The following is a 13,037-nucleotide window of genomic DNA, read 5'->3' on the forward strand; positions in this document are numbered from 1 at the left end:
TATTGTGACAAAATCCACTTTTTATAGTATAAATGTATTGTAAAAAATAACGAGGAGTGGGGAAAATATCTACGTAAAAACTGGATGCCAATAATTGTTATCTACTGTTAACCAATTGATTTACCATTAACGTCAATGCCAACACACCCAAAATCACCATCAATCCGGCGGGCATGAACTTGCGTGTTTTGGCTAATCTGAAGGCAAAGAAAATCACTAAAGTTATGGTCACTAAAACTGCTAAAATCAAAGCCCAGGCTTGACCTTGAATTTGAAAGTAAGCAGCTAAAATTAGTAACAAACCACTAACAATACCACTGAAAAGCGAAACTTGACTATTAGCCTTAATGTAGCCGATGATGCCACCAATAATCGCTAAAATGCCATAGGTAAGTGCAGCAATTATACTTAAATTCATGATGACAACCTCTGTAAATTTTTATGACAATAAACCTTTAGCTAAACTACCCAGTTAATTGATGGATAATCCAGCGATGCCAAAAGCAACTAGCTCATCTTATAGCCATAGCCACATTCAATTTCTCCAATGTCAGGCAGCATCACTTTTACTCTATCAATCTGTGATGTCAAGTGAAGTGGGGATCGCCTTCCTTGACCTGTTGCAAGCTATACGCTACACTGATGCCGATGCACGTAGTTGCCTCAAAGCTTATGGCAGTTATTTTTATGCCTTAACTGCTAGATACCAAAATTGGGAGGACTACTTAATAACTCAAATTTTGACCTCTGATAATCCTTTTAGTAGACTTGCTCAACAGGAAGATTTTGAAGATTTACCTCGTGCTTTAATAGCGGCAGTTGAGCATGATTTACAAGTGTTGCAAAACCTTTATGAATGTAGCAGCGCTTCTTTGAGTGAGTGGGTACAAACTGTAGCCCATTTGCCTATTTCACCTGTTGTCTGGTATAGAGAACCAAATATCAGCATAGAAACAAAATTAATTGTGTTCCTACAAAAGTTAGATAATTGGGCTGATGCTGTAGAAGAGTTAGCAGCTTATTATCGCCAATTCGGTACAGGCTTATTTGCAGAATATCATGCTTTACGCTGGCAAGAAAGTAAGTTTGTTGGCATTAAGCATCCTGATCCCATTAAGCTTAATACTCTGGTGGGTTATGAATCTCAACAAGAAACTTTAATCAAAAATACAGAATTTTTATTATCAGGAGAGGTAGCACTGCACGTACTACTTTACGGTAGTCGGGGATCGGGAAAATCTTCTTTGGTAAAAGCTTTGTTAAATGAGTATAACCAGCACAATCTTCGCTTGCTGGAAGTCGCCAAATCTGACTTGCAGGATTTACCCAAAATTGTCGAACAGTTGCGGGGAGTACCACAGAAATTTATTATCTTTGTCGATGATCTTTCCTTTGAAGAAGATGATGATGCTTTTAAGGCACTTAAAGTAGTTTTAGAAGGAAATTTAACTGCACGTCCCCAAAATGTTGTTGTTTATGCTACTTCTAATCGCCGTCATTTAATTCGTGAGTATTTCGGAGATCGACCAACACCCAAAGATCACGATGAAATCCATGCCTGGGATACAATGCAGGAAAAGTTATCATTTAGCGATCGCTTTGGTCTTACTCTCACCTTTGAACCAGCTGACCAAAAAACTTATGTAAAAATTGTCCAACATCTAGCAGATCAGGCCAAAATTAATATTACTCCAGAAGAATTAGAATATCAAGCATTACAATGGGCTACGCGCCATAATGGTCGTTCTGGACGTACAGCCAGGCAGTTTATTGATTTTTTAACAGCAGATTTAGCATTATCTCAACTCAATCTATTACAGCCAGAAATCAATAAAATAAACCTTTAAAATCCATGAAAATCTTGCTATTTAAGCTTTTTTAATTGTGTCTTCTTCCAGGGAATACTAGTTAAGTTAATAATTAGCTGGTGATTACCTCTTATACCTTTTAAAATTGAAAAAACACTTAAAATAAGACATTTCCAAATAATATGAATGAGTCCTAATGGCATTAACTACCACCCATTCTGATAACTCAAATACGCTACAAAAAACCAATATGCAATCAGCAATGATCAGCAATCGATATATATTAGGCATAGTTGCCTTTAGTGTGAGTTTTGGTATTAGTCTCGTCCCCAACTGGGATTTGAATCAAGCCTTAATTACAGGTGTAATTACTGTCCTTGCTACCTATGCGGCAGCTTTATTTATAGATAAGCGGCGCAGTAATTATGAAATGTTGGTTTTAACTTCCCACCGCAAGCGAATTAAGGAAATGGAGGGACTTAAACTGCGGATTGTCAAAGAAATTAACCAAATAGAAGAGCATCGTAAATTATTATATACAGAATCGAAAAAACTGGAAAATCAAATTTTAGATTGTCGTAACCAAAGAGATATTCTACACCGAGATTTAGGAATATTTGCTGGACAAAAAAAGCAGTTAGAAGTTGAAAGCGTTAACCTAGCTACTGAAATAGCAACCCTCGAACAAAACAAAGCAGAACTGCATCATGCTTTTTCTCAACTCACAACAGAAAAACGTCGCCTGGAGTTGAATATTAATACATATCGGGCTGAGATTATGCAGTTGCAAAATCAAATTGACGAACTCCAACAAGAAAAACAAGAACTTGAGAGTAATGTCAGTCTGCTAGGTAGACTCAAACCCCAACTAGAGGAAAAAATGTATGAACTGCGAATTGAAGTTCAAGAACTAGAAAGTGAAACTAACCAGCAAAAACAATTGTTAGTATCTACAAAAAAGGAAAGGGAAAATTTAGCAGAAAATCTCAACTACCTAGAAACTAAAATTAAAGAAAAGCAATCAGAAGTACATCAAATAGAATCACAAGTTTCGTTGTTGCAAGAAGAACGAGACTCATTACAAAACCAAGTTTGGGAATTACTCCAACAAACAGAAACATTAAATCAAGAAGCATTACCGGAAAATGAAGATGCAAATGATTTGTTTTCTTTTCCAGAGTTAATTGATTCCTTAGATTCAATAGAAACATCTGAGATTCTACCTCAAGAATGGAATAACTTTTTAGACATTCTTCCCAAGCATGAAATACAGGTTTTAAAGGCCATAGTAGAACAAGATCATCCCCAGGTAATTATTAAACAAATTGCCGAAGCCAATATTACTATGCCCAATCTATTGATTGATTCTATAAATGAACACGCTAATGATACTATTGGAGAACTAATCATTGAACCTAACTTGGAAATTCCGGAAGTGTATCCAGAGCATATAGTAAACGCGAAAAAAATGTTGGCTATGTATGAAAAACTCGTAGCTAGGCAAGCCTCATCAAATTAAAGTACATTTATGTGATGAAAAACTCCAATATTTGACAATATTTGTTGGGTTTTAGATAGTGAAACTCAGCCGAAAAATACATTTTATTAAAAGTATCAATGTGAAATTCATATTTAAATATAAATTTTCTACCTCTGCGTTAAAAATTCAGCAAAATAAACTCAATGGCTAAACTCAAAATTTCTAAAAAAATTTCCACTGCTTTAATTAACTCTCTTGGCGCAGGAGTAGTACCCAGAACAGGAGTTGAGCATATTGCAGTTGGGCGAGAAAAAGAATTTCAAAGCCTATTTCAAAATCTCGATGACATCACAGAAGGGGTATCAGCATTTCGGTTTATCATTGGTAACTATGGCTCAGGTAAAAGCTTCATGCTCCAACTAATTCGCAACCGGGCTATGGAGCAAGGTTTTGTGGTAGCTGATGCTGATTTATCTTCTTCACGGCGATTAGCCGGAACCCACAATGAAGGTTTAGCAACTTATCGGGAATTAATGAGCCACCTGGCTACCAAAACTCGTCCTGATGGCGGTGCTTTAGTTTCAATTTTAGAAGGATGGATTAATAAAATTCAACAAGAAGTTGTCAAAGAAACAAATTTGCGTCCTAATGATGAAGGTTTTGATGACAAAGTTGAAGCAAAAATTAGAGAAGTAGTGCAGTATATTGAAGATTTAGTACATGGTTTTGATTTTGGTAGCGTAATTATTGCTTATTGGCGTGGCTATCGCTTAGATGATGATGATTTAAAAAATGCGGCTATGCGTTGGCTGCGGGGAGAATTTAACACTAAAATTGAGGCGAAAGCAGCGTTAGGAGTACGGGTAATTATTGATGATGATAGTTGGTATGATTACATTAAGTTATTTGCTAAGTTTGTGGCAGAAATTGGTTATAAGGGACTATTAGTTTTAGTTGATGAAGCTGTAAATTTATACCAAATATCAACTACAGTCACCCGTGAACGGAACTATAACAGACTGCTAACCATGTTTAATGACACCATGCAATGCAAAGCCGAACATTTGGGTATTTTTATTGGTGGGACAACCAGATTTTTAGAAGACCCCAACCGAGGACTTTTTGCAGACCAAGCTTGGCGCAGACGCACAAAAGAAAGCCGTTTTGCGACACAATCAGGGGTTCAGGAACAGTTAGGGCCAGTTATTCGGCTTAACCCGTTGAGTGAAGGAGAAATTCTCACACTTTTGCAACGTTTAACTGAGATTCATGCACTCAATTTCGGTTATGAACAAGTGTTGAAAAATCCTGAGTTAAAGGAATTTGTACAAGAAATTGTCACGCGTTTGGGTGCAGAGGCTTTACTCACTCCAGGGGAAATTGTGCGGGATTTTATTAGTTTGTTAAATATCTTGCATCAAAATCCAAAAATGGCTTTTAGTGAACTAATTCATGGTTCTAAATTTCAGCCCACTGCTATGGGTAAAGATGCAGATGAAGATGACGCAGCAGAGTTTAGTTTATGAATCTTGTGATTTTATAACTGATCAATATTAAAACCCGAAGCAGTTATTAGGAGTTAAACGAAAATGGCAACTTTAACTATTCGTTTACCAGACGACAAGCACAACAGATTAAAAGAACTTGCTCAAGCTAAAGGTATCAGTATCAATAAGCTGATTGAAGAACTTTCTACTATCGCTCTGTCCGAATTTGATGCCAATACAAGGTTTAAAGCAATGGCCGCAATGGGTAACTCAGAAGAAGGCTTAAAAATATTAGATAAACTTGATTCCCAGTTGTAGCATTGCAAAACGTCACAGATAGTAATACCCCAGATTTTAGTAAATCCAGGGCATTTTCAGGTTGATTAACGCATAGTTACAAATTCTTCGGCCGAACTAGGATGAATACCTACTGTGGCATCAAAATTAGCTTTAGTAGCACCCATTTTAACGGCGATCGCTACCCCTTGTATAATCTCAGCAGCGCTGGTTCCTACCATGTGCGCCCCCACTACCTTATCAGTATTTTGATCAACCACTAATTTCATCATGGTTTTTTCATCTTTACCAGCTAAGGTATAATACATCGGTCGAAAACGACTGCGATAAACTTTCACCGCATCACCATATTTGGCTCTGGCTTCAGCTTCAGTCAAACCAACTGTTGCAGCTTCTGGTGTCGTAAAGATGGCTGTCGGCACATTTTCATAACTCATGGTGCGAGACTTATTGCCAAATACTGTATCAGCAAAGGCACGACCTTCATTAATCGCCACAGGAGTTAAATTAATATTATCTGTACAATCTCCTAGTGCATAGATATTTTCTTCACTAGTTTGACTGTATTTATCAACGATAACTGCGCCATTTTGATCAAGCTGAACTTTGGTATTTTCCAGCCCCAATTTTTGCGTGTTGGGTTTGCGACCTGTGGCTGCTAAACTGACGGCATCAACAATTACTGTCTCCTCAGAATCACCATTGCGGCTAACTGTCACCTTTAAGCCTGAGTCAGTCTTCTCTATACCAATTATTTCGCTATTATTGAGAATTTTGATGCCGTGGTTGCCCATTGCTTGCTGAATTTCAGTTTGCAAATCTTCATCGAAACCACGCAAAATTTTGTCATTGCGAATTACTTGGGTAACTTCGCTTCCCAGTCCGTTGAGAATACAAGCAAATTCTGAACCAATGTAACCTCCCCCCAAAATTACTAGGCGCTGGGGTTGTTCTTTGAGGTGGAATATATCATCGGAGGTAATCGCATATTCAATTCCGGGAATTTCTGGCTTGACAGGATACCCACCCACAGCAATTAAAATCTTGTCTGCGGTAACTTGGCGATCGCCTACTTGAACAGTATGGGCATCAATAAATGTACCATATCCCTCCAAGACTTCAACTTTGGATTTATCCAGCATCCCCTGATAAATACCATTTAGGCGAGTCACTTCGTTATTGACCGCCGTAATCATTTTTTCCCAATTTAGAGTACTCTTGACTGCACTCCAGCCATATCCCTGGGAATCTTCAAGCAACTCAGGAAAATGGGAGGCATAGACCATTAACTTTTTAGGGACACAGCCACGATTTACGCAGGTTCCGCCTAGTCGGTCAAACTCAGCAACCCCTACTTTGGCTCCATATTCCGCAGCCCTTCTAGCAGTTGCAATACCACCAGATCCTGCACCAATTACAAATAAGTCGAAATCGTAACTCATGTGTCCCTCAAGTTTTAGATTTTCAATATGGGGACTGAGGAAGAGGCAGAGGGGCAGATGGCAGGGTGCAGGGGAGAAGAGAATAGGTTGTTAAGCAGTCGGGAGTGTAAAGTCATTTCCCACTCACACCCGCTCCCCGCTCCCCTGCTTCTTTCTTCCCGCTTCCATGCTCCCCCTCTTGTTCTAGGGACTAGGAAAGAAATTTTTTCATCCTCAATGTCCCAATATCCAACGACCAATGCTCAGTCCCTTCAAATATTACACAGCAGCAGGAGTTTTAGCTTGTTTTAGGTAACTTAGCATGGTGTCTGCATCTGAAACTTCAAATGGGTCGGTAGGGCAGTTATCTTCGTAACCAGCCTCAATGAAAATCTTTTCAATTTTGCCGTCATTCACGACCATTGAATAACGCCAAGAACGCAAACCAAAGCCCAGGTTAGATTTATCAACTAACATCCCCATCTTACGGGTAAATTCACCGTTACCATCAGGGAGCAGCTTAACATTTGTAGCGCCTTGTTGCTTGCCCCATTGGAACATCACAAAGGCATCATTTACAGATACACAAACTACATCATCAACTCCCAAGGCTTTGAATTGGTCGTAAAGTTCTTCGTAGCGGGGAAGGTGGGATGTGGAACAAGTGGGGGTAAAAGCTCCTGGTAGTGAAAATACTACTACACGCTTGCCACCGAAAATATCTTGAGTGGTACGGTCTTCCCAACGGAAGGGATTAGGGCCACCAATTGACTCGTCACGCACACGGGTTTTGAATACAACGTTGGGAACTTTTTCGATAACAGCCATATTAATCTTGTGGTCAGTTTAGTTTTAGTTTGTGATTGCGTTATGCTCTCTCATCTCAGAATAATTCTGATTTGCGAAAAATTCAATAGTTATAAATACTTAATTTCTAGATTTGTTCAGATATGATACTAATTTATTAGTGGCATAGATTAGAATAGGGGAATCGTTAAAATTCAAAATGTAGCAGCAGCTATGCAGCAAGAGGCACACACAATTATTCAAACCTTAAAATCTAAGGGTTTGAGGGTGACTCCTCAGAGGTTCGCAGTTTATGCAAATTTGTTATCTCGGTCAGATCACCCCACAGTTGAAACCATCCTGGCGGATCTTAATAAAGATTTCCCAGTGTCGTCTCAGGCGACTATTTACAGTTCTCTACAAGCCTTGAGAGAGGTGGGTCTTGTGCAGGAGGTTTTACTAGAAGAAGGGGTTTGTCGCTATGATGCGAATGTTGAACCTCATCACCACTTTTGCTGCCGTCGATGTGGTGCAATTGAAGATATTGCCTGGGAAACTTTCCAGTGTGTAGATGTGAAGAGTTTACGCCCTGGGATACGTGGTGAAAGCTATGAAGTGACTGTTCGGGGTTGGTGCGATAGTTGTCCTTCGCCGTAGACATCGCAGTGAAATAATTACGTAAGTATTTCCTGTAAAGACAGTAGTAATTCATTGATGGTATAGGGTTTGGGCAAAAATGTCTGTGTACCAGTGTCAATCACCTCTTCTAACTTAGTTTTGGATATCAGACCACTGGTAGCAATAATTTTCACTTGGGGGTTAATTTTTCGCAAAGTCCGAATAGCGGTGATACCATCTAAGGAAGGTAACATCATATCCATGAGTACAACACTGATTTTATCTGTATATTTAGCGTATAACGCGATCGCCTCAATGCCGTCACTAGCAATTAAAGTTTGGTATTGGTGACTTTCTAAGGATGTTCTGGTGACATCCTGAATGGAGGGTTCATCATCCACAATCAGAATTAATTCACCATGCCCGGTAGGTATTGCCACATCTTCAACAGCGAGTGTTTCCGTTCCTTCTACAGCTGGTAAGTACACCTTAAAACAAGTACCGTGTCCCACCTCACTGTACACATTGACAAAACCACCGTGGCTTTTAACAATCCCAATCACAGTCGAAAGTCCTAAACCTGTACCTTGTCCCACTGGTTTGGTGGTAAAAAATGGCTCAAAAATTCTATCTAAAGTTTCTTGCGGTATCCCAACTCCAGTATCAGTAACCGTAATTACTACATATAATCCGGCTTTTGCATCCAAATTCATCCGAGCATAATGTTCATCAACCAGAATATTCTCAGCAGATATACTTAAAATTCCCCGATTAGACATAGCATCGCGGGCATTGACACACAAATTCATCAGTACCTGGTGGAGTTGGGTACTATCTCCAGAAACTAGCCACAAATTGTTGGGGATATCAGTATGAATTTCGATGGATTTGGGGAATGTTTCTTGGAGAATTTTGGCAATTTCCACAATCAAATGCCTCATCTGCAAAGTAATCCGCTTTCCCTCTACTCCTCTGGCAAAGGATAGTACCTGCTTGACTAAATCGGCTCCCCGTTTCGCGTTGATTTCCAAAATTTCCAACAATCGCCGAGTCCGTTCATCAACATCGGGGAATTTCATCGGTAGCAATTGCGCTCCTGCCAAAATTGGTGTCAAAATATTATTCAGGTCGTGGGCAATGCCACTAGCTAGTGTACCAATACTTTCCAGACGTTGGGCGCGAAATAATTGTGACTCTAAACGCTTTTTTTCAGTAATGTCAGTATCAACAATCAGAATTGACTTAGGCCTTCCCTGTGCGTCGCGTACCAAACTCCAACGACTAGCTACTAGGAGTTCTTTGCCAGTTTTAGTAATTTGAGTTAACTCCCCTTGCCACTTACCCTTCACCGTGACAGATAATAAAGCTTCGTGGTTTTCTTCAGCCGCTTCATTATCTAAAAGCTGAGTAAAATTTCTGCCCACAGCCTCTTGAATTGTCCAACCATAGAGGTTTTCTGCACCTTTGTTCCAAAAGAGAATCTGATTTTCTAAATCGCACACACAAATTGCATCAGTGGTAATATCTAGTAAAGCCGCTTGTTCACGAATTTTGGCTTCTGAAAGTTTGCGTTCGCTAATATCAATACCCGCACAAGTGATACCGATAATCTCCTGCGATTCATTCCGCAATGGTTCCACAGTTAAATCATAATATCGAGTTCCTTGGGGCGTAGTGATAGATACTTCCTCTCGCATCCCGATCCCGTTAGTCAGCACACTGTGTTTAATCGCAGTCAGATGTTGGGCATCTTGATCTGGAATCAAATCAAAATCATGTTTACCCAACATATTCTGACTCGTCCATCCAGACATAGAATTATAAACCCAGGTGTAATATAAATTTATGTCTTGATTGAAAACAAAGATGGGAGAATTTTTTAAAGCCACCCGGAAGCGTTCTTCACTTTGGCGCAGGGCATTTTCGGAGCGTTGACGCTCAATAGCATAACGCATGGAACGTACCAGTAAATCACCAGTTACTTGACCCTTGACTAAATAATCTTGTGCGCCTGACTGCATCGCTTGTAGTGCCAGGGTTTCATTATCCAAACCCGTTAGCACAATAATCGGAGTAGCTTTAGCTTGACGCGCCATGCTGATAAAGGTGTCTAGTCCTTGGCTATCAGGTAACGAAAGGTCTAAAAGGATGACATCAAAGCTATCTCTAGCTATAAAATTTAAGGCTTCAAAGAGCTGCTCTGCTGGTTGCAACTCCACTTTAGCTGTAGTTACTTCCTGTAATAACTCTTGTAATAAAAAGACATCACCAGGGTTATCTTCGACTAACAAAACTTTAATCGATTTTCCTGCCATTTATTTCACTCCGGTGGCAGTTTTACAATTGCAAACCAGAAATTTTCTATAGATTGTACAATTTTAACGAATTGGTCAAAGTCCACTGGCTTAGTAATAAAACAATTAGCGGACAGGTTATAAGCTTTAACAATATCTTCCTCCGATTGAGAAGTTGTCAACACAACTACAGGAATGCGCCTGAGATTTTGATCGGCTTTGATTTCTGCTAGGACTTCCCGCCCGTCTTTTTTGGGTAAGTTTAAATCGAGCAGGATAATATCTGGATGAGGTGCTTTAGCATAGTTTTCCTGTTTTCGCAAAAATGCCATTGCCTCGACACCATCTTCAACCACATTCAAGTTAACTGCGATTTTGCTATCTTCGAGGGCGATCCTGGTCAGTTCGGCATCGCCGGGGTTGTCTTCTACTAACAAAACCTCTATGGGCATAATCGCTGTGGAATTATTCACGATTGTTTATCAGCCTTTTCTGGAATTGTGAAATAAAAAGTCGAGCCTTGAACCGGTTTCGACTCAACCCAGATCCGGCCGCCGTGGCGTTCTATAATTTTCTTACAAATTGCCAACCCAATTCCAGTACCTGGATATTTACTTCTGCTGTGCAAGCGTTGAAATATCACAAAAATGCGTTCAGCATATTGGGATTCTATACCAATTCCGTTATCGGTTACGGAGAATAGCCATTGATTTTGGGGACTGGGTAGGGGCGGGTTGAGGTAGTGAGTCTGTGGTTTGTCGAAATTCTGAATAAACCCCCCCAGTTGTTGATCTGTTGGTTCGGCTTTGACTGCTCCTAGATGAATTTTTATTGGTGATTTTCCCCGGAATTTGATGGCGTTAGCAATTAAATTTTGTAACACTTGGGTGAGTTGGCTAGGATCAACCATGACTACAGGTAAAGGATCATGGGTAATGATTGCGCCACTATCCTCAATGGTAAATTTGAGATTAGCGATCGCTCGATCAAAAATAGTCTGAAAGTCAACTTCAACAATGGGCTGTCCCCGGCTGGTAACACGGGAATAATTCAACAAATCATTAATTAGGCTTTGCATCCGCCGCGCCCCATCAACAGCGTAGGTAATAAACTGTTCGGCATTAGCATCTAGTTGATTTTTATATTTGCGTTCTAACAACTGTAAATAACTAGTCACCATCCGCAACGGTTCCTGCAAATCATGGGAAGCTACATAGGCAAATTGTTCTAGTTCCGCATTAGAACGAGCCAATTCCTGAGTATGAAGGGTTTCTTGTTCTAATAACTGGGCTTGGGCGATCGCAATCCCAATTTGATTGGCTATCTGTTGTAATAAATCTAACTCGAAGCTGTTCCATTGGCGAGGTGTAGCACATTGATGAGCAATCAGCAAGCCCCAAAGATTTCCTCTGACCAGAATCGGGACAACAAGGTTCGCTTTGACACCTAAATTTTGCAGAAATTCCCGATAGCAGTCTTGAATATCAGCTTGTTCAATGTCTACAATGGCAGCAACTCTTCCTAGACGATATTTTTCCACATAGCCTTGTTCCTGAAAGCAGGGGTCGAGGATGTCTTGCCCTAGAACCACAGGCCAACCAGGTAACACAGCTTCTTGTACCACTGTTCCCGAACCATCAGCCCAAACTTGAAACAGCAAAACTCGGTCAGCTTGGAGGAATTTTTGGACTTCATTCACGGTAGTTTGGAGAATTTCGTCTAGTTGTAGACTTTCACGAATTTTGAGAGTGATTTCTGCAAATAATTGCGAACGCTGATTCTGCCGACTTAATTCCTCTTGCTGATTTTCGGTAATATCTTGGAAATATACAGACAAACCATCCCGCGAGGGATAGGCATGAACGCTAAACCAACCCTTCAGAGGTGGATAGAACTCTTCAAATTCCACACTAACTTGTTGAGCGATCGCTCGGTGATACTCACAATAAAATTTTGTCTCTACCATTGCTGGTAAAGCTTTCCAGATATTTTGACCCAATAGCTGATTTTTGCTTTTCTCTAACAGTTTTGCTGCTTGACTGTTAATATATGTAAATCGCCAATCTTGATCTAAAGCAAAAAAAGCATCAGTGATACTTTCGAGTATATTTGTAATTCGGGTTTTAGCAGCTTGCTCATGAGTGATCAACTCCTCACTAAACCGAGACACTACCGATACATTACGTCTGAGTTCTAGTTGGTTAATCACCAAGCGACCCAAAGCCACCAGTGCTTCAACTTGTTGTTGGCTTAGTTGCCGTGGTACTTTGTCAATTACGCACAGAGTTCCCAGCACATAACCATTGGGAGTAATCAAGGGGACATCTGCATAAAATCTGACATAAGGTTCCGAAGTCACCACCGGATTGGTTGCCAACTTGGGATCAGCTAAAGCATCTGGTACTATGACAACATCCCGCCTTTCTTGGCAAAAATAAGATAAGCCAACATTCCGGGGCATTTCCGCCACATCCAAACCTAGTTTTGCTTTAAACCACTGCCGATGTTCATCAATAAAATTGATTAAAGCTATGGGTGTACCGCAGATAAAGGCAGCTAATTGAGCTAAATTATCATAAGCTTCTTCAGGTTCAGTATCCAAAATCTGATACTGGCGCAGAACTTCCAGCCTCGCCGCTTCATAATTATTCGATTCAGCATCCATCAGGTTTGATCAAAAAATTTAAAAATTTAAAAAATTAAAGTTTCATAGCATAGTTCCAGTGTAGGGGATTGTAAATTTTTAGTTGAATAAATCAGAAAAATTGGGGATGAAAGATAGCTATTCCCAATTCCCTACGGCAACGCAAACAACAAACCATATTTAGGGCTGGCTGAAGAAATCT

11 protein-coding genes are annotated in these 13,037 nt (G+C 40.0%); 5 read left to right on the forward strand and 6 right to left on the reverse strand.

From position 1 onward, the window contains the following. Window positions 1–97: 97 nt before the first annotated feature. Window positions 98–418 (reverse strand): TMEM14 family protein, encoded by a 321-nt coding sequence (locus tag VB654_RS22905; protein WP_323216124.1) that lies wholly within the window; start codon window positions 416–418, stop codon window positions 98–100. A 61-nt stretch (window positions 419–479) separates the two neighbouring features. Between VB654_RS22905 and VB654_RS22910 the strand changes: the two genes are divergently transcribed. The 4 genes from VB654_RS22910 to VB654_RS22925 all read left to right on the forward strand — a co-directional run bounded on the left by VB654_RS22910 (window position 480) and on the right by VB654_RS22925 (window position 5,093). Then, on the forward strand, window positions 480–1,847 hold the full coding sequence (locus VB654_RS22910) for an ATP-binding protein (protein WP_323216125.1): 1,368 nt from the start codon (window positions 480–482) through the stop codon (window positions 1,845–1,847). 211 nt (window positions 1,848–2,058) lie between these two features. Then, entirely contained in the window at window positions 2,059–3,327 is a 1,269-nt protein-coding gene (locus VB654_RS22915; RefSeq protein WP_323216139.1) for a tellurite resistance TerB C-terminal domain-containing protein, read from the forward strand. A gap of 164 nt (window positions 3,328–3,491) precedes the next feature. Next, a complete protein-coding gene (locus tag VB654_RS22920; protein ID WP_323216126.1) occupies window positions 3,492–4,814 on the forward strand; it encodes an ATP-binding protein in 1,323 nt (440 codons plus the stop codon). Window positions 4,815–4,877: 63 nt separating this feature from the next. Then, the gene (locus tag VB654_RS22925; RefSeq protein WP_323216127.1) at window positions 4,878–5,093 is read left to right on the forward strand and encodes a toxin-antitoxin system HicB family antitoxin; all 216 of its coding nucleotides are present in this window, start codon (window positions 4,878–4,880) and stop codon (window positions 5,091–5,093) included. 65 nt (window positions 5,094–5,158) lie between these two features. Here VB654_RS22925 and gor read toward each other — a convergent pair whose 3' ends face one another. Further along, window positions 5,159–6,514: a glutathione-disulfide reductase gene (gene gor / locus VB654_RS22930; RefSeq protein ID WP_323216128.1), complete on the reverse strand. Its 1,356-nt coding sequence runs from the start codon at window positions 6,512–6,514 to the stop codon at window positions 5,159–5,161. A 258-nt stretch (window positions 6,515–6,772) separates the two neighbouring features. Next, a complete protein-coding gene (locus VB654_RS22935; protein ID WP_323216129.1) occupies window positions 6,773–7,321 on the reverse strand; it encodes a peroxiredoxin in 549 nt (182 codons plus the stop codon). A gap of 192 nt (window positions 7,322–7,513) precedes the next feature. On the opposite strand from VB654_RS22935, the gene VB654_RS22940 reads away from it, so the two are divergent. Continuing rightward, on the forward strand, window positions 7,514–7,936 hold the full coding sequence (locus VB654_RS22940) for a Fur family transcriptional regulator (protein WP_323216130.1): 423 nt from the start codon (window positions 7,514–7,516) through the stop codon (window positions 7,934–7,936). Window positions 7,937–7,953: 17 nt separating this feature from the next. Here VB654_RS22940 and VB654_RS22945 read toward each other — a convergent pair whose 3' ends face one another. From VB654_RS22945 to VB654_RS22955, 3 genes are read right to left on the reverse strand one after another with little or no spacing between them, the layout of a single operon-like run. Next, a complete protein-coding gene (locus VB654_RS22945) occupies window positions 7,954–10,212 on the reverse strand; it encodes a response regulator (protein ID WP_323216131.1) in 2,259 nt (752 codons plus the stop codon). Between the two features lie 5 nt (window positions 10,213–10,217). Then, a complete protein-coding gene (locus VB654_RS22950; RefSeq protein WP_323216132.1) occupies window positions 10,218–10,664 on the reverse strand; it encodes a response regulator in 447 nt (148 codons plus the stop codon). Beyond that, the gene (locus tag VB654_RS22955; protein WP_323216133.1) at window positions 10,661–12,856 is read right to left on the reverse strand and encodes a GAF domain-containing protein; all 2,196 of its coding nucleotides are present in this window, start codon (window positions 12,854–12,856) and stop codon (window positions 10,661–10,663) included. The genes VB654_RS22950 and VB654_RS22955 overlap by 4 nt, the downstream gene beginning before the upstream one ends. Window positions 12,857–13,037 lie beyond the last annotated feature (181 nt).

The sequence above is a fragment of the Nodularia sp. UHCC 0506 genome (assembly GCF_034931045.1).
Lineage (GTDB): Bacteria > Cyanobacteriota > Cyanobacteriia > Cyanobacteriales > Nostocaceae > Nodularia.

Bases quoted from the DNA above. Each gene is read 5' to 3' on its own strand.
- gor (WP_323216128.1), bottom strand. From the start codon at position 6,514: ATGAGTTACGATTTCGACTTATTTGTAATTGGTGCAGGATCTGGTGGT.
- VB654_RS22945 (WP_323216131.1), bottom strand. From the start codon at position 10,212: ATGGCAGGAAAATCGATTAAAGTTTTGTTAGTCGAAGATAACCCTGGT.
- VB654_RS22920 (WP_323216126.1), top strand. From the start codon at position 3,492: ATGGCTAAACTCAAAATTTCTAAAAAAATTTCCACTGCTTTAATTAAC.
- VB654_RS22935 (WP_323216129.1), bottom strand. From the start codon at position 7,321: ATGGCTGTTATCGAAAAAGTTCCCAACGTTGTATTCAAAACCCGTGTG.
- VB654_RS22955 (WP_323216133.1), bottom strand. From the start codon at position 12,856: ATGGATGCTGAATCGAATAATTATGAAGCGGCGAGGCTGGAAGTTCTG.
- VB654_RS22910 (WP_323216125.1), top strand. From the start codon at position 480: ATGGATAATCCAGCGATGCCAAAAGCAACTAGCTCATCTTATAGCCAT.
- VB654_RS22940 (WP_323216130.1), top strand. From the start codon at position 7,514: ATGCAGCAAGAGGCACACACAATTATTCAAACCTTAAAATCTAAGGGT.
- VB654_RS22925 (WP_323216127.1), top strand. From the start codon at position 4,878: ATGGCAACTTTAACTATTCGTTTACCAGACGACAAGCACAACAGATTA.
- VB654_RS22915 (WP_323216139.1), top strand. From the start codon at position 2,059: ATGCAATCAGCAATGATCAGCAATCGATATATATTAGGCATAGTTGCC.
- VB654_RS22905 (WP_323216124.1), bottom strand. From the start codon at position 418: ATGAATTTAAGTATAATTGCTGCACTTACCTATGGCATTTTAGCGATT.